Source organism: Nocardia spongicola (assembly GCF_047200775.1).
Classification (GTDB): Bacteria; Actinomycetota; Actinomycetes; order Mycobacteriales; family Mycobacteriaceae; genus Nocardia.
In genome coordinates this window covers 40192-56640 of sequence record NZ_JBJZOO010000010.1, presented here as the reverse complement: position 1 = coordinate 56640, position 16449 = coordinate 40192, and the positions used below count along the sequence as shown (strand labels likewise).

Below are 16449 nucleotides of genomic sequence, written 5' to 3'. Positions count from 1 at the left end.
ACACGAGAAGCTCCTGATATCGACGAGGTGTCTACTGTTCTGGCGACAGAATGGCCTCGACCGCTTCGGCGGCCGCACGGACGTGCTCACACGAGTCCCACTCGGTCTGAGGTGAGTCCGGCGCGAACCCCAAGTCGGCGACTACCTGATCGGGCAATGTGAAGCATGGATCGTACTCGACGGCGGTCCGGGCTCGTTCCGGCTTATGGGGTGTCGGTTCCACCGTAACCTCCATCGCCACAGCGGTCGTCGTCGGCGGGGAAGTCACGGTGGGGGCATCCGCATCAGTTGTGCCACACGCGGCAAGTACGACCATGCAACAGGTGACAACTACTGTCTCTAGTGCTCGTCTGATCTTCACGATGCCCCCTCGATCAGTTCGGCATGGTGTTTCAGCCGTCTCTGGTTGACCGCGTCGGCGTCCTCGATCTGACCAGCTCTGTCTCCGCAGTGGTATCACCCGAACCTGTCGCATCGGCACTCTCGGTTCCCCAGTCGTACTCGCTCAGCAATGCGGCGATCTCCGGTGACATGGCGGGAGCCGCTGGTGGTGGTGCGGGCTGTGCATCGGCTGCGGTCTCGGTGAACGTCGTAGATGACGTGTCCGAAGACGAGGTGGGCGGTGGGGCGGACTCAGCGGCCGGACCGGGCGCTCCCGTGCCGGTGCTCGATACCGGCTCGTACTGTTCGGGGGCCGATACCGGTGCTACCCGAATCTGCTCCGGCGGGTCGATCCGGAACGGTTCCGGCGCATCGCCGACGGTATCGGCGCCGATCACCGAGGCAGACGCGGCTATACCCGCGAGCCAGTCGGGCTGCACCCTACGCAGATACTCAGCTGTGGTGTGCTCGCCACCCGATTCACCCTGCTTCTGGCCAGGCGCACCAGGCATCATGGGCCCCATGGCTCCCGGAATACCTGTCCGCGCGCTCGGCCCGGCAGTGCCCGCAGCCGCCGCGAGTGGTGCGGCGCCACCGGGGCCTGGCACCGTTCGTCCTGGAACTGGGGCGGATGGCGTGGCAGCTCCCGGCAGGCCGGAGCCGGAACCGGAGGTTCCGCTGCCCGACGATCCGGCTCCTGGCGTCCCGATACCGGAATTCCCGGTGGCGGGCACCGAGTTGGCCTGCGCGGCCGAAGCCGGAGTCGTATCCGCCTGCGTTGGTGCGGCCGAAGCCTGGGTGGTGCCTGCCTGCTCCGTCGCTGCCGACTCCGTGGCAGGGTCGCCCTCAGCATGCTGCCCACCATCGGGATTCGGCTGACTGCCATCGGGATTCGGCTGACCAGGATCTCCAGACGAGTCGTCGGTGGGTGCGGAGGCTTCGTTCCGTAATGTTTCCGTTTCGGCCACGGGTTTCACGGGGGCGCCACCGAGATGCGCGCCAGCGGACGATGTCCCCGCGATTCCAGATGCGCCCGCATCGCCGGAGAGAGCATCCGGAACGAACGCATAGGCGGGAACCCCCGCGCCTGCGGGTGGATAGCCAGGCTTGTAGATGGAGTTCATCGCGGCGACGTTCGCGGCTTGGACCTGCCGCTCGACTTCCCTGGCACGCGTGGCGTTCTCAGGGTTCAGGATACCGGGAAGAATCACCTGCACCGGATCGTCCGGGTCGGCAGGCACCATCATGGTCGGCGGCGGCTGCCGGACAGCCGCGCGGGTCGCCTCCGCGGTGTAATACAACTGTTCTGTGCGGGTGGTGACTGCCGAGAACACCTGGGCGATCTGATTGGTCACCTGGCTGAGCCGCGTCGCCGCTGCCCGCGCCGCGTCACCAGCGCTTCCGGTGAGTGCTCCGTCGTTCAACAGGGTGTTCACCCGGGCCTGCATCGCGACCGAGAGTCCCCCGAGCCGCACGGAAACGTCGTTCCACACTCCCCGAACCGTCTCCAAGCCCGCGACATCCATACCACCTGGTCCGTGCACCGCGTCGTATATCTGCTGTGCGGACATCCCCTCGAACCGATCATCGGTGATCGCGTAATCCGAGTCGGTACCGGCCCCCTTGCCGGTCAGTTCGTCGGTGGTATTCCGCACCCGTTCCCGAGTCCCGCCGAGCGCCTCGACTGCCCGCTGCCCTTCCACCAAGGTGGGATCGATACCGAGGATCGACGGGAGAATACTGCCACTCGAAGACGATGAATTATCCTCACCCATACGCGCGTCCCCCTCGACTTCCTGATCGGCGCGGCCCCCAGCAGGATTACCCGACGCAGTCTAACAAGCAGCACCCTGCTGGAGCCGACCCGACGCACCTCGACATCGGCCGCGCCGTTCGAAGCGAACCAATAGAACGATGTGCGTTGCCGATGGCATCGAGTACGTCGCAAGGGGAATTCGAATGGGAACGGCACGGTGCCGAACCCTCCTCCCCTCTAGGGGATTCGGTACCGGCCGACTGAATCAATGTCATCAGCAATCCCCTGTGCGGGCAAGGCATCGAGAACACCCAGTCATATCCATCCCATGTCCAGTGGTATCACCTACGAGTAGTACTACTGGACAATCGACCCGCATCTGCAATCCCCGAGTCGAGGGACACTGCGGTTCAGGAGGATGGATTGAGCGAGCTTCAGGTACCGACACTTGCTGAATTCGTACGATTACGCCGTATGAGACCAACCTGGTCAGCACCGACAGGGATGTCCCGCCAGCAACTCGCCGCAGCGATCCATTCCAGCATCGGATACATCGCCAAAATCGAACAAGGCGATGCGCATTCGCCCAGTCCAGGAGTCCTCGATGCGCTCGTCGACGTGCTCGGCCTCGATGCCGACGAACGGATTCACCTGTATCGGCTGGCCCATCGAACACCTCAGGAAGAGGAAACGGACATCATCCCCGCTACGCTGCAACCAACTCTCGATGCGCTGGCACCCCACCCTGCGGCGGCGCTTGGCGCCTACTCGGAGCTCTTGGCCTGTAACTCCGCCTGCGATGCGGCATTTCCGGGAATCCGAGCATCGGGGAGCACGCTGCGCTGGCTGTTCACCAATCCTTATGCGCGACTGGTAGTCGAAGAATGGGAGCGAGAAGCCGGCCTGGCGGTTGGGCGCTTGCGGCACTGCGCAGGCACAGCGGAAGCGCCGGAATCGCTACGGCGACTTCTCGACGAACTGGGTGACGAGCCCGATTTCCGGCGACTGTGGACGTCGCAACGGGTGATGACGCACCGGCCGGACTCCACGATGCGGTTGCGCGACCCTCGAACCGGTGTCGTACGTATCATCCGGATCGAAGAACTCAGTACAACCGGACAGCGGCGGCACCTTCTGCTTCTCGGACTACCGACCGACGCCGATGTGGCTTGACGTTCGGTAGATCTCATCGAGGAATGCCAGCAGAATCTCGTTCACTTCGTGTGGGTGGGTGATGTTCACCGCATGTGTAGCCCCGGCAACCGTGTGCAACTGTGCGGCTCCGCCGAGCTGATCCGCCAGGGCCGCCATCTCGTCGTGACTGAAGGCTTGGTCGCCGACACCCCGGATAAGCGTTGCCGGGCAGGTAATGCTGCCCACCATATCGGCGATCGACTCACGATTGATCAAGCACTCCGCCGCCAACCGGATCCGGGTGCGGTCGCTGTCGAGCCACTTGTCCAGCCAGGGACGCTTGTCGTCGTCGGTACCACCGATCATCACGGAAGCCATCGCCTTGGCGATCGGCGCCAATGGCATCGAACCCATCCACGCGTCCATGACCTCGCGGTAGCCGACCTTCTGCTTCGGGCTGTACGCCTCAGCGGCTGTGCCGATCAGGACCACACCGTCGACCCGACCCGGGCACAGCAGCGCCATCCGCAACGCCGTGAACCCACCCTGCGACATACCGCCCACGACCGCGCGCTCGATAGCCAGCTCGTCCACCACCGCCCACGCGTCACGAGCCAGATCCCAGTAACTGAACGACTCTCCGGCGTCCTCGGTCAGCCCGTGACCCCGCGCGTCGATCGACACAACGCGATACCTCGGGCTCAGGGCAGCAGCCTGAGCTGCGAACATCTCCTGGTCGAGAAAGAAACCATGACCGAGCACAACCGCAGGCCCGTCCCCGCCGGTGTCGGTGAAGTAGACTTTCGCTCCAGCCGATATCGCGTATGGCACAACACTTCTCCCTTTCTCAGGCAGTTACCACACACCTTAACAAGAACATGTTCCAATTTGTGTGTGAGTGGCACCGCCGAGATCAGGCACTGCTCGCTGCTCCACGATCGTTCTCCGCCGACCACACCCTGAAGTGACACGGCCATGTTCGTCATACATGATGCCGACAGCGTGAGCAGCCGTGGCCGGCCGATCCAGGCAAGCACCAGTCGAATACAGTTCCGCGGTCTACGTGCCCCATGGCAGATCCCGCATACACCCGAAGGCCGCGAACGGTGGATATTCCGTTCGCGGCCCGTCTGACGGGCCGATCAGGCGGAGACTGTCGCCTGTTCCCGCTGCAGTTCCAAGGCGATATCGATGAGCTGGTCCTCCTGGCCACCGACGAGCTTGCGCTTGCCCGCGCGGACGAGCATTTCGGCGGCGGAGACGCCATAACGCTCGGCTTGGCGCTCGGCGTGCTTGAGGAAGCTGGAGTAAACGCCCGCATACCCCATCATCAGGGATTGGCGGTCGAGCAGACATTCCTGAGGCATAGCGGGACGGACCACGTCTTCGGCGGCATCGGCGATGGCGAAGAAATCGATACCGGTCTTGATGCCGAGTTTGTCGCAGACACCGACAAGGGCTTCGACCGGAGTGTTACCCGCACCGGCGCCGAAACGACGTGCGCTGCCATCGATCTGGGTAGCGCCCGCACGGATGGCGTAGACGGAATTGGCGACGGCCAAATCGAGGTTCTCATGGCCGTGGAAACCGACTCTGGCGTCGTCACCCAGTTCGGCGACCAGGGCGGCGACCCGGTCGGAAACCTGTTCCAGCACCAGGGCGCCCGCGGAATCGACGATATAGACGCACTGGCAGCCCGCGTCGGCCATGATGCGCCCCTGCTTCGCCAGGACCTCCGGCGGCTGGGTATGCGACATCATCAGGAATCCGACGGTCTCCAAACCGAGATCGCGGGCGAGCCCGAAGTGCTGGATCGATACATCGGCCTCGGTGCAGTGGGTGGCGATACGACAGATGGACGCACCGTTGTCCTGCGAGACCTTGATATCTTCCTTCACACCGACACCGGGCAGCATCAGCACGGCGATCTTCGCCTGCTTCGCTGTCTCAGCGGCGATGGTTACCAGTTGCTGCTCCGGCGTTTTGGAGAAGCCGTAATTGAACGACGAGCCGCCGAGCCCGTCGCCGTGAGTCACCTCGATCACCGGAACGCCTGCGCCGTCGAGGGCGGCCACGATATCGCGGACCTCGGTGGTGGTGAACTGGTGGCGCTTATGGTGCGATCCGTCCCGCAGTGAGGTGTCGGTGACGCGGATATCGAGTTCTGCTGAATAAACCATGGGAAAAGCTCCTTACACCCGGGCCGCTGTGCCCGATTGGTCGCCTCGCTGCGCTCCGCCCCGGATCTGGTCGGCGATGACCTCACCGACCCGCGTCGCGGCGGCAGTCATGATGTCGAGATTGCCCGCGTACGGCGGCAGGAAATCCCCTGCGCCCTCGACCTCGACGAATACCGATACCTTCGCCATACCACCGGACACCACCGACGGCTCGTCGAACTGCGGCTCGTTGAGCAGCCGGTAACCGGGTACATACTGCTGGATATCGGCGACCATCCGGTGGATGGAGTCGGCGATCGCCTCGGTATCAGCGTCCTCGGGGATAGCGCAGAAAATGGTGTCGCGCATGATCATCGGCGGTTCGGCCGGGTTGAGGATGATGATCGCCTTGCCACGCTGCGCGCCGCCGATGGTCTCGACGCCGCGGCTGGTGGTCTTGGTGAACTCGTCGATATTCGCCCTGGTGCCGGGACCCGCGGAGACCGAGGACACCGAGGCGACGATCTCGGCGTACGGCACAGGGACGACCCGTGAGACCGCGGCGACGATCGGGATGGTCGCCTGCCCACCGCAGGTGATCATATTGACGTTCGGCGCGTCGAGATTCGCACCGAGGTTCACCGGCGGCACCACGGCGGGGCCGACGGCGGCGGGGGTGAGATCAACGGCGCGGATGCCAGCCTCGGCGTAGCGCGATGCGGCGGCACGGTGCACATACGCCGAGGTCGCCTCGAAGATCAGTTCCGGCAGTTCGGACTGACCGAGCAGCCAGTCGACGCCTTCGTGCGAGGTCTCCAGCCCCAGTCCACGGGCTCGTTTCAGACCTTCGCTGTCCGGATCGATGCCGATCATCCAGCGCGGCTCGATCTTCTCCGAACGCAGCAACTTGTAGAGCAGATCGGTACTGATATTGCCGGACCCGACGATCGCGGCGGTGACGGTCCCGTTCACGGACACGACAGCCTCCCTAAGTGAATTGCAAACGGACAGCACCGAGTCCGGCGAACTCGGCATGGAACGCATCGCCCGGACTGGCATCGATGGCACGGGTACACGAACCGGGCAGCACGATGTCACCGGCCTGCAACCGGACACCGAAGCTCGCGACCTTGCGGGCCAGCCAGGCCACCGCGATCACCGGATCACCGAGCACCGCGTCGCTGCGGCCCTCGGCGACGACCTCGCCGTTACGGGTGAGTACCGCGTCGATCGCGGTGATATCGATATCCTTTGGCGCGACACGCTCGGTACCGAGCACGTAGCCAGCGGAGGACGCGTTATCGGAGATGGTGTCGGCCAGGCCGATGTTCCAGTCTTTGATCCGCGAGTCGATCAGTTCGATCGCGGGCGCGTAGGCCACCGTGGCATCCAGTACGTCCTGTTCGGTGCAGCCTGCGCCGGGCAGGTCGGCGCCGAGCACGAACCCGACCTCCACCTCCACCCGGGGGAACAGATAGCGGCCCGCTTCGACCGGAACATCCTCGTGGACTTCCATATCCGCGAGCAGATGCCCGTAATCGGGCTCGTCGACACCCATCATCTGCTGCATGGCCTTCGAGGACAGCCCAACCTTGTGCCCGACCACCCGCGCGCCGCGCTCCAGTCTGCGCCGGATATTGATCAGCTGGATCTCATAGGCGTCGACCACGTCGATATCGGGATACCTGGTGATCAGCGGATCGATTGCCACCCGTTCGCGCTCGGCGCGTTCGAGTTCGTCGGCCAATTCGGCTCGTACCGCGTCGGACAGCACGCTAGTTTCCCTCCACAATCGCTTGTTCGCGAGCCGCTTGCTCACGAGATATTCGCTCGGGCGCCGAGAGTTCCTCCCCCGCCGCGGACCGACCGGCCCTCCGGCCGGAGAAGACGCAGTCGGCCAGCGAAAGACCGCTGACATAGGACTTCGAGCAGACACCGACCGCAGTGCGCCCGGCCGCGAACAGCCCGGGAATGGGTGTGCCCGCAGTCGAGCGGACCGCGCCGGTGTGCTCGTCCACGACAACACCGCCGAGGGTGAGCATGGGGCACGGAGTGAGCAGGCTCGGTTTGATACCCACATCCAACAGCCAGAACGGGCCGGTGCGAACCGGTTCGGTGAATTCAGCCGGTTTACCGACAGGATCGGGGGCGCCGGTGCTGATCGCGGTGTTGTGCGCCTCGACCGTCGCACGTAATCCGGCGGGATCGATACCCGCTCGTATCGCGGCTTCCTCCAGTGTGGCGCCACGGATCGCGGTGCGCCGCATGGCCTCGAACTGCGCGCGCTGGAACCAGGCGCCCTGCGTGCCGATCTGTCCGATCGCGGTACGCATCACGGTGTTGTCGGCCAGCAGCCAGCCTTTACCGCCGTGCTCGGTGATCAGCGCGTGGCCGACCGCGGCGCCGTAGCGCGTTTCGTCGATGACCCGGCGGCCGTCGGCGTCCACCAGCACCGCGCCGGTGAAAGCGCTCGGCGGCAAGAGGAATCGCCAGGCGGAGATATTGTCCATGCGGTCGACGGCCGCGCCTGCCTGCTGCGCCATCAGGATGCCGCTGCCATCGTCTCCGGTGATGCCGAGCGCGAGACCACCTCGGTAGGCGGGCGCGTACTGCCGCACCATCTCGCGGTTGGCGATGAACCCACCCGCGCTGAGCACGACTCCCCGCCGCGCCAATACCCGAATTGTCTTGCCGTAGCGGTGTTCCAGCCGAGCCAACCGCTGTTCCAGCGCCCGCCGCAACGGTGGGTAGTAGATGCCGGGCTTCGCCGCGATCTTCGCCATCCTGGTGTAGCGGTTACGCACCCGGCGGGGTGCCTCGCGCAATGTCCGGCATTCGACACCGAGCACCGCGCCCGCGTCATCGGTGATCAACCGGGTGACTCGGGTGCGGGTCTCCACGCGCACGCCGAGCCCGGCCGCCGCTGCGGTGAGCGGACCGGTGAGCTGCTTACCCGAGGTGCCCTTGCCTTTGACCCGATGGCCGCGCGGCGCGGCCGGGATATCCCGGAACGCGCCGGAGATCTCACTGCCGGAGTAGTACAGGTAGTAGTCGTCGTTCGGGTACGAAGTCTTGTACGGGCACAGGGTGGGTTCGAACGGGACGCCGTACCCCTGCAGCCACTCGATGAGTTCCGGGCTCTGCTCGACGAACCGGCGCAGCGTCTCCGGGGCCACCGCATCGCCGACCTCACGCTCCAGATAGGCGTACATCGCTTCCTGGGTGTCTTCGACCCCGGCCGTCCGCTGCACCGAGGTACCGCCACCGGCGTAGATGATGCCGCCGGACAGCTCCGAGGTGCCACCGCAGGCGAACCGTTCCAGTACCAGTACCTGCGCGCCAGCCTCGGTCGCCGCCAACGCGGCCGCCGCACCCGCGGCACCATATCCGACCACGACAACGTCGCTGGCCAGGTCCCATTCCAGGGCCATGTCCTTCACTCCGGTCTCAAACTGAAACAAGTTTCCTCGGCAAATGGAATGCCGAGCAAGTCTTCTGCCACACAACATAGACCAATAGCGCGTTCATTCTATAACGTGTTCTACATGACTGATCGGGAATACGACGTGGTGGTGGTCGGCAGCGGCGCCGCCGGCATGACCGCCGCCCTCACCGCGGCCCATCACGGGCTGAGCGTGGTAGTCATCGAAAAGGCCGCGCACTACGGCGGATCGACCGCACGCTCCGGTGGTGGGGTGTGGATCCCGGGCAATAAAGCGCTGCTCGCGTCCGGTCGCCCCGATGACAGGGAAGACGCCCGCACCTACCTGCACAGCATCATCGGCGATGTCGTCCCCAAGGAGCGGATCGACACCTACATCGACCGCGGCGCCGAAGCGTTCGACTTCGTGATCGACCACACTCCGCTGAAGATGCGCTGGGTGCCGGGATACTCCGATTACTACCCCGAGGCACCTGGCGGCCGCGCCGCGGGACGCTCTTGTGAGCCGAAGCCGTTCAACGCGAAAGTTCTCGGTCAGGAGCGCTTCAAGCTGGAACCGCCCTACAGCAAGACTCCACTGAACATGGTGGTCACCCAAGCCGATTTCAAGCACCTCAATCTCGTCCGGCGCCACCCGCGCGGCATGCTGCGCGCTATGCGCGTCGGCGCCCGCACCACCTGGGCCCAGCTCACCAAGAAACATCTGCTCGGCATGGGGCAGGCGCTGATGGCCTGCCTACGCAAGGGGCTGCTGGACATGCAGGTGCCTTTACTTCTCGATACCCCGATGACCAAGCTGCTCGTCGAGAACGACCGGGTCACCGGTGTCGAGGCCGAATACGATGGCGAGTCCGTCCGCTTCACCGCCCGCTACGGCGTTGTACTCGCCAGCGGCGGCTTCGAACACAATGCCGAGATGCGTCAGACCTATCAGCGCCAGCCCATCAGCACCGAGTGGACCACCGGCGCACCCGCCAATACCGGCGACGGCATCCGCGCCGGTCTCGAACTCGGCGGGGCGGTCGACATCATGTCCGATGCCTGGTGGGGACCGACGATCTTCAAGGGCGGCAAGCCGTGGTTCTGTCTGGCCGAGCGGAATCTGCCCGGCGGCATCATGGTGAACGCCACGGGCAAACGCTTCGGAAACGAGTCGGCACCCTATGTGGAGGCCGTGCACACCATGTACGGCGGCAAGTACGGTCAAGGCGAGGGGCCAGGAGAGAACATTCCGGCCTGGCTGGTATTCGACCAGCGCTACCGCAACCGCTATATCTTCGCCGGGCTGCAGCCAGGGCAGAGGTTCCCGTCCCGCTGGATGGAAGACGACCTCATCGTCCAAGCACCGACCCTCGCCGAACTGGCCGGGAAGATCGGGGTACCGGAGCAGAACCTGCTCGCGACCGTCGAACGATTCAACGGATTCGCCGCCACCGGCGTGGACGAGGACTTCCATCGCGGCGACAGCGCCTACGACAAGTACTACGGCGACCCCACCGTCAAGCCGAACCCGTGCCTGGCCGCGTTACAGGAAGGACCCTTCTACGCGGCCAAGATGGTGCCGGGTGATCTCGGCACCAAGGGCGGACTTGTTACCGACACCGTGGGCCGGGTGCTGCGCGAGGACGACACCGTCATCGACGGTCTCTATGCCTCCGGCAATGTCAGCGCCCCGGTGATGGGTCACACCTACGCAGGCCCTGGCGCCACCATCGGCCCCGCGATCACCTTCGGTTACCTCGCGGTACTCGATATCGCCGAGCGCAAGAAGAAACAGCCGACCACCACAGCGCCCGGTGCGTGAGGTGATACCGCGTGCCACCCCTCGGTCGTCCCGCGAATCCAGCAGAGCGGGCTGATTCGGTGTCACGACTCAGGGGAAACGCACTGTGGCGGTAGGACTGGGACAACACGATCGGATGCGTCCCCGAGCGCAGTATGGGCGGATCGCATCCATCCACAATCACGCACAAGGAGAATCGGATGCCCATCGACCCGACGATCGCGCTCGGCGCGGAACTGCCGAGCGCTGAGTTCGCCTGGACACCGTCGGACGTGCAGCTCTACCAGCTCGCGCTGGGGGCTGGGACACGCTCGACCGACGCGGCCGAGCTGCGCTACCTCGATGATCGGCGACCACAGGTGCTGCCGACCTTCGCCACCGTGGCAGCGACATTGCACGAAACCGAGCCGCCGAAGGTGAGCTTCCCCGGTATCGATATCGACCTGGCGAAAGTGGTGCACGGTCACCAGGAGGTAGAAGTGCACCGGCCGATCCCGGCCGCGGGCAAGGCCACAAGCACCGGCCGGATCGCGGAGATCTGGGATAAGGGCTCGGCGGCGGTCGTGGTGCAGGAGCACACCGTCACCGGTTCCGATGGCGCACCGCTGTGGACGACACGATCATCGATCTTCGCCAAGGGCGAGGGCGGCTTCGGCGGCGAACGCGGACCGAGCACCAAATCCCAGCTGCCGGATCGAAAGCCGGATTTCGACATCACCACACCGACCCTGCCGCAGCAGGCACTGCTCTATCGGATGTGCGGTGACCGCAATCCACTGCACTCCGATCCGGAATTCGCCCGTGCGGCGGGTTTTCCCGCCCCGATCCTGCACGGGCTGTGCACCTACGGCATCGTCTGCAAAGCCGCGACCGATACCGTGCTCGACGCCGACGCCAGCCGGGTCACCGGATTCCGCGCCAGGTTCGCCGGCGTGCTCTACCCTGGCGAAACGATCCGTACCCGCATCTGGCGGCAAGGCGATGAGCTGAGCATCGCCGCGACCGTCGTCGAACGCGATGACGCCCCGGTACTCGGCGACGTCACGCTGCGATTCGGCCCTGGTTCCCCGCGCTGAGCCGAACTACCGGGTGCGGGCCAGTGCACCACTGTTCAGGACGGTGGTGCAGGCCCGCACCCGGTAGTTCGTCATTCGAGCCCCTGGGCGGCTTTGAGCCGGTCATCGAACACGCCGGTGGTCTCATCGGTGAGTCTGCCGACCGGTCCGGACAGCCAGGGCCGGTAGACGGTGGTCACGCGGTCGGTGCGTATCCAACCCTCGATAGGGTCGGCATCGGTGAGCGGGACGGCGACAAGGCGGTCAGGGTCGAAACGCTCGACGGGCGCGACCATGACCCAGTTCTCCCCTGGTCCGAGCAGGTAGCCGGGGGTAATGATCACCCGGTAGGGGGTGCGTTCGTCGTCTTCGCGGCTGGGTCGTTCTCGATCGAATGTATAGATATCGCCGTGGTTCACGCGGCGTGCCCGCCCTGATGTTCCTCGGCGCGGGCGGCCTCGGCAAGGGCGGCCTGTTCCTCAGCGCGGGCGAGGTCGGCGGCCTCGTCGCGGCGGCGCGGTCGGTTGGCGTCTTCCCACAGTGCGCCGATCTTGGCAACGCGCACGAAGTACGGGGAGAGCTTCATCCCATTTCGGTCGGCAGCGGCCCGGAAAAGTGCCAGGTCTGTGTCCGGTACTTCGATAGTCAATTTCGCCATACTTCACACCATACTTTCAATATGGTCAATCAGTTGGGCAAGCGCCGGTATTCCGAGCGGAATTTATGCTCCTATGGCCCATAGGGCCGCCCCCTGTTCAGCAGGGGCTTCGCACGTGGGACCGCTACCGCTCAGCGGCCGCGGGTGATCTCCGGATCGGACAGCGGCTGGTCGAGAGCGGTATCGGTGCGGTCGCGCAGGAATTTATCGAACATCGCCACCACATACTTGCGGACCAAACTGCTGCCACGGTCGGCGGCGATGGGCCCGATATAGGTCGCGGCGGCAGGTCGTACGAGACCGGGCACCAGCAGCGGGAAGTCGGTGTAGTCGTAATGCGCCGAATCGCTCATGATCAGCTGCTGTTTCCATCCCGTACCGGACTGCCAGAACGCGTCCAGCGACGGATTGGCGTCACCGACTTCTTCGACCTGACCGCTGGTCATCACCAGGACCGGTCGATCGACACCGTCGATAACCGACCTACCGAAGTCCTCGTCGACACCGAGCTGTCCGTCGAGATCGATAGCGGCGTCGATACGCCGATCCTCGTGCATCGACTCGACCGCGGTATACCCGCCGGAGGAATGACCCACCATCCCGATATGGTCGAGGTCGATAGCGACGTCGAGCCCGGCGGGCAGAGCACGCTGATCGGCGTCCGGATTCTCGCCGTCGGCCAGCCGGGTGAGCGAATCGAGCACGAACCGGATATCGAGCAGCCTGGCCTCGATGTACTTTTTCCGGATCGCGGTATCGAAACCATTCGGAGCGGGTGCGGACTGGACCAATCTGCCGCCGGGGAACTCCACGAGAGTTTCATAGGTGTGGTCGACGGTGACAACGATATAGCCCCGGCTCGCCAGCTCCTCGGCCAAACCGGTGCCGAGCAGCCGCGTGACACCCGCGCCAGGCGAATAGAGCACAACCGGATAGGTGGCCCCCGCGCGAACGGGCGCATCCGCATAGGAATTGCCGAACAAGCCCGGCAGCTCGACACCGAAACGCTTTTCCAGATCCGGGATCAACGCGGTGGAAAGGTAATGTGCCCGCGGGGACTCATCGATCGCGGCGGCCGGATAGAACACCGAGACCATCAGCTCGCGCTGCCGATCCGGTTCGAATGGATCCGATCGTGAATCGTCCACCAGATGTAATACGGTCTCGCCGACCGGATGCTGCCCACCCGGCTGCGGAAGCACCCGCACCCCGAGCGGTGCCGCGCCGGATCCCGCAGTACTTGCGACGGCCAGCGCGAACACCGACAAAGCCACCACAGCCATTCGTTTGAACAACGTTCCCCCGCACTGTGTCTCGGACCAGAACTGCGTTTCCCGAGACGCTAGCAGACGGAACCTTTACCCGATACCTTCGCTCGATATACCTTTGCCTGTTCAGGAGGGGTCAGGCTTCGTTTGCCTGGCGACGTGCGGCAATGCCCTGGATCACCAGGCCGTACAGCACGACGATCACTATCGGTGCCGCCAGCGGCGCCCAGACCATATGCAAAGGAACCATTGCCGCGCCGACCGCGACCGCCGTGAAGCCGATCGCGCCGAGCACAGAGGGAAGGGTGGTCGGCACTACCCCGCGTGGTGCGGTCACCGTCGCGGCATTGAGCACATACGCCGTTGCCACCAATCCTGTCGCGGCAGCGGCGAGCACACCCGCATCGGCTACCGCGAGCACTCCGGCCGCCAGCAGTACCGCACCCACCGCGATCAACCGGAACCACCAGCCGAGCACCACGAGGAGCACGGCGGGAATGCCGAACCACGGCTCCAACAACGCCACCGAGGTCGCCAGCAGCGCCCCGGAGAGTACGGCGAGAAATCGGGTCACCGGCGTACCCGCACAGTTCTGCGGTGTTCCGGTATCGCGCGCATGATCTGATCCAACCTGGCATCCGGCGGCCAGGCCACGATATCGACGCCGACCGCGCCCATATCTCGGTACATCGCGGTGCGCTCCAACTGCCACATACTGGCCAGGATGGGGTCGAGATCCTCGTCGAACGGCGCACCACGCAGCACATCGAGTACAACCACCACATGCCCGCGCTTACGCAGGTCGATCAACGCCAGCGCGAACTGGGTGTCCAGCAGGGTGGAGAACGCCACCACTATCGCGCCGAGCGGCACAGCCGTATGCGGGGCGAGGGTGCCGGTGGTCGGAATGTGCTCGTCACCGACACCGAGCACAGTATCGACGATCCGGTAGAACTGGCGGCGTCCGATATCCGGCCGCAGCCAGCGCGGTTCCCGGCCCAGGCACACCACAGCGGTCCGGTCGCCCGCCTGCAATGTCGACTGCACCACCTGCGCCGCGCCACGCACCGACAGCTCCAGCGCGGCGCTGGCCGGTCCTGGGGCCTGCTGCGAGGTGTCCACCAGTACGACGACGTCCGCGGCGCGGTTGGTCAGACGCTCGGTCACATAGAGCCGCCCGCGCCGTGCGCTCACCGGCCAGTTCACCGTGCGCAACTGATCACCGGGTACGTAGGCGCGAATATCCGCGTACTCGACACCGGGGCCATGCCTACGGGTCAAATGCGTGCCGAGCCGCTCGGGAAGCTCGATCCGTGGTAACCGCATCCGCTGTGGATCGGTGATCGGATAAACGAACAGTTGCCCCGCGGGCAATACCGCGGTGGCGACCGCGAGTCCCGCCGGGCTCAGCGCCGATACCCGCACCGAAACCGGATAGCGTCCCCACCGCCGCGCACAGAGCGCCAGCCGCAGTCTCGCGGGCTCCTGCCCGGAATCGCCTGCCGCCTCGACCCGCATCTCCAGCCCGGGCAGGTGCTCCGGTTTCAGGCGCAACAGCGCATGCCCCCGCTCCACGAAAGCCGCCACGGTGAATACCGCTTCCTCGGATTCGAAACAGCGCAGGGTATCACCACCGTCGAGCTGAATAATGGTCCGAGACTGCTGCCATGGGGCGGTAGCGAGCACGCCGAGCAGCGGGGCGGCGAACACCACCAGCTGCCAGCTACCGAGGACCACCGCGAATACCAGTACCGCCGCAGCACATCCCGCGAGCATGAAGGCCAGCGGTGCGGGCCGCCACTGTAATTCGGTGGCGACCGCGGAACTGGAATCGCGGTGCTTCATGTCATGCTGGCGCGCGGGACCGGAAGGCGGCGCAACAGTTCGGCGATCACATCCTCGCCGCGAATACGGCGTACCCACATCTCCGGCCGCAGCGTGATCCGGTGCGCCATGGCCGGAATGGCCAGCGCTTTCACATCTTCCGGGATCACATAGTCACGGCCGAGCAACAGTGCCCGCGCCCTTGACATCTGGACCAGGTCGAGCTCGGCACGGGGACTGGCGCCGACTTCGACCTGCGGATGCCCCCTGGTCGCCGCGGCCAGTGCGACGACATAGCCGACCACATCGGGATGCACCGTCACGTATTCGACGGAATGCCGCATCTCCAGCACCCCATCGGCGTCGACAACCTGATCGACCTGGGGTTGCTGTGCCCCGCGTTCCAATCTGCGCCGGATCATCTGGGTCTCGTCGTGCTCGGAGAGGTATCCCAAACGCAGCTGGATGGCGAACCGGTCGAGCTGGGCTTCCGGCAACGGATAGGTACCCTCGTACTCGATCGGGTTGTCGGTGGCGAGCACGATGAACGGCTGCGGCAGCAAGAAGGTTTCACCATCAATGCTGACCTGGCCTTCCGCCATCGCCTCCAACAGCGCGGCCTGCGTCTTCGGCGGGGTGCGGTTCACCTCATCGGCCAGCAGCACATTGGTGAACACCGGCCCGCGCCGGAACATGAACCGGCCGGAGTTCATATCGTAGATGGTCGACCCGAGCAGGTCGGCCGGCAGCAGATCAGGGGTGAACTGCGCACGGGTGAACTGCAACCCGAGCGCGGTGGCGAACGATCGCGCGATGAGTGTCTTACCGAGACCGGGCAGATCCTCGATCAACACGTGGCCGCCGGACAGCACCGCGATCATGATCAACTGCAATTCGTCCCGCTTGCCGACCACAACCCGGGACAGCTCCCGGAACACCGCCTCGCTGCGCTGAATAGTCGCATCCATCGGCGTGGTCATATATGTACC

At 65.0% G+C, this 16449-nt stretch carries 16 protein-coding genes; 3 read left to right on the top strand and 13 right to left on the bottom strand.

Features of this window, described 5'->3' with window-relative positions:
* Positions 1–31 precede the first annotated feature (31 nt).
* On the bottom strand, positions 32–361 hold the full coding sequence (locus ACL02S_RS17805; protein ID WP_412803563.1) for a hypothetical protein: 330 nt from the start codon (positions 359–361) through the stop codon (positions 32–34).
* Between the two features lie 31 nt (positions 362–392).
* On the bottom strand, positions 393–2156 hold the full coding sequence (locus ACL02S_RS17800) for a RodZ family helix-turn-helix domain-containing protein (RefSeq protein ID WP_412803562.1): 1764 nt from the start codon (positions 2154–2156) through the stop codon (positions 393–395).
* A 404-nt stretch (positions 2157–2560) separates the two neighbouring features.
* Between ACL02S_RS17800 and ACL02S_RS17795 the strand changes: the two genes are divergently transcribed.
* Positions 2561–3310, top strand: a complete 750-nt coding sequence (locus tag ACL02S_RS17795) for an MmyB family transcriptional regulator (protein ID WP_412803561.1) — start codon at positions 2561–2563, stop codon at positions 3308–3310.
* Here ACL02S_RS17795 and ACL02S_RS17790 read toward each other — a convergent pair.
* The 5 genes from ACL02S_RS17790 to ACL02S_RS17770 form a co-directional block, all read right to left on the bottom strand.
* Positions 3284–4102: an alpha/beta fold hydrolase gene (locus ACL02S_RS17790; RefSeq protein WP_412803560.1), complete on the bottom strand. Its 819-nt coding sequence runs from the start codon at positions 4100–4102 to the stop codon at positions 3284–3286. The two genes, ACL02S_RS17795 and ACL02S_RS17790, sit on opposite strands and share 27 nt — an antisense overlap.
* A gap of 311 nt (positions 4103–4413) precedes the next feature.
* Complete coding sequence (gene dmpG / locus ACL02S_RS17785) at positions 4414–5451, bottom strand: 4-hydroxy-2-oxovalerate aldolase (RefSeq protein ID WP_412803559.1); 1038 nt, start codon at positions 5449–5451, stop codon at positions 4414–4416.
* A gap of 12 nt (positions 5452–5463) precedes the next feature.
* Positions 5464–6402, bottom strand: a complete 939-nt coding sequence (locus tag ACL02S_RS17780; RefSeq protein WP_412803635.1) for an acetaldehyde dehydrogenase (acetylating) — start codon at positions 6400–6402, stop codon at positions 5464–5466.
* A gap of 16 nt (positions 6403–6418) precedes the next feature.
* On the bottom strand, positions 6419–7204 hold the full coding sequence (locus ACL02S_RS17775; RefSeq protein WP_412803558.1) for a 2-keto-4-pentenoate hydratase: 786 nt from the start codon (positions 7202–7204) through the stop codon (positions 6419–6421).
* A 1-nt stretch (position 7205) separates the two neighbouring features.
* The gene (locus ACL02S_RS17770) at positions 7206–8861 is read right to left on the bottom strand and encodes an FAD-binding protein (RefSeq protein WP_412803634.1); all 1656 of its coding nucleotides are present in this window, start codon (positions 8859–8861) and stop codon (positions 7206–7208) included.
* Between the two features lie 114 nt (positions 8862–8975).
* On the opposite strand from ACL02S_RS17770, the gene kstD reads away from it, so the two are divergent.
* Complete coding sequence (gene kstD / locus ACL02S_RS17765) at positions 8976–10676, top strand: 3-oxosteroid 1-dehydrogenase (RefSeq protein ID WP_412803557.1); 1701 nt, start codon at positions 8976–8978, stop codon at positions 10674–10676.
* Between the two features lie 179 nt (positions 10677–10855).
* Entirely contained in the window at positions 10856–11731 is an 876-nt protein-coding gene (gene chsH3, locus ACL02S_RS17760; protein ID WP_412803556.1) for an enoyl-CoA hydratase ChsH3, read from the top strand.
* Between the two features lie 71 nt (positions 11732–11802).
* Here the strand turns inward: chsH3 and ACL02S_RS17755 are convergent, their stop codons facing one another.
* The 6 genes from ACL02S_RS17755 to ACL02S_RS17730 form a co-directional block, all read right to left on the bottom strand.
* The gene (locus tag ACL02S_RS17755) at positions 11803–12129 is read right to left on the bottom strand and encodes a hypothetical protein (RefSeq protein ID WP_412803555.1); all 327 of its coding nucleotides are present in this window, start codon (positions 12127–12129) and stop codon (positions 11803–11805) included.
* Positions 12126–12368, bottom strand: coding sequence for a hypothetical protein (locus tag ACL02S_RS17750; RefSeq protein WP_412803554.1), 243 nt, complete (start codon positions 12366–12368; stop codon positions 12126–12128). Before ACL02S_RS17750 ends, ACL02S_RS17755 begins: the two co-directional genes overlap by 4 nt.
* Positions 12369–12499: 131 nt before the next feature.
* Positions 12500–13651: an alpha/beta hydrolase family protein gene (locus ACL02S_RS17745; protein ID WP_412803553.1), complete on the bottom strand. Its 1152-nt coding sequence runs from the start codon at positions 13649–13651 to the stop codon at positions 12500–12502.
* Positions 13652–13772: 121 nt separating this feature from the next.
* Positions 13773–14210, bottom strand: a complete 438-nt coding sequence (locus tag ACL02S_RS17740) for a hypothetical protein (protein ID WP_412803552.1) — start codon at positions 14208–14210, stop codon at positions 13773–13775.
* Complete coding sequence (locus ACL02S_RS17735) at positions 14207–15481, bottom strand: DUF58 domain-containing protein (protein WP_412803551.1); 1275 nt, start codon at positions 15479–15481, stop codon at positions 14207–14209. Before ACL02S_RS17735 ends, ACL02S_RS17740 begins: the two co-directional genes overlap by 4 nt.
* Positions 15478–16440, bottom strand: coding sequence for an AAA family ATPase (locus ACL02S_RS17730; protein ID WP_412803550.1), 963 nt, complete (start codon positions 16438–16440; stop codon positions 15478–15480). The genes ACL02S_RS17735 and ACL02S_RS17730 overlap by 4 nt, the downstream gene beginning before the upstream one ends.
* Between the last annotated feature and the right edge of the window lie 9 nt (positions 16441–16449).

Bases quoted from the DNA above. Each gene is read 5' to 3' on its own strand.
- ACL02S_RS17800 (WP_412803562.1), bottom strand. From the start codon at position 2,156: ATGGGTGAGGATAATTCATCGTCTTCGAGTGGCAGTATTCTCCCGTCG.
- dmpG (WP_412803559.1), bottom strand. From the start codon at position 5,451: ATGGTTTATTCAGCAGAACTCGATATCCGCGTCACCGACACCTCACTG.
- ACL02S_RS17770 (WP_412803634.1), bottom strand. From the start codon at position 8,861: ATGGCCCTGGAATGGGACCTGGCCAGCGACGTTGTCGTGGTCGGATAT.
- kstD (WP_412803557.1), top strand. From the start codon at position 8,976: ATGACTGATCGGGAATACGACGTGGTGGTGGTCGGCAGCGGCGCCGCC.
- chsH3 (WP_412803556.1), top strand. From the start codon at position 10,856: ATGCCCATCGACCCGACGATCGCGCTCGGCGCGGAACTGCCGAGCGCT.
- ACL02S_RS17750 (WP_412803554.1), bottom strand. From the start codon at position 12,368: ATGGCGAAATTGACTATCGAAGTACCGGACACAGACCTGGCACTTTTC.
- ACL02S_RS17745 (WP_412803553.1), bottom strand. From the start codon at position 13,651: ATGGCTGTGGTGGCTTTGTCGGTGTTCGCGCTGGCCGTCGCAAGTACT.
- ACL02S_RS17735 (WP_412803551.1), bottom strand. From the start codon at position 15,481: ATGAAGCACCGCGATTCCAGTTCCGCGGTCGCCACCGAATTACAGTGG.
- ACL02S_RS17730 (WP_412803550.1), bottom strand. From the start codon at position 16,440: ATGACCACGCCGATGGATGCGACTATTCAGCGCAGCGAGGCGGTGTTC.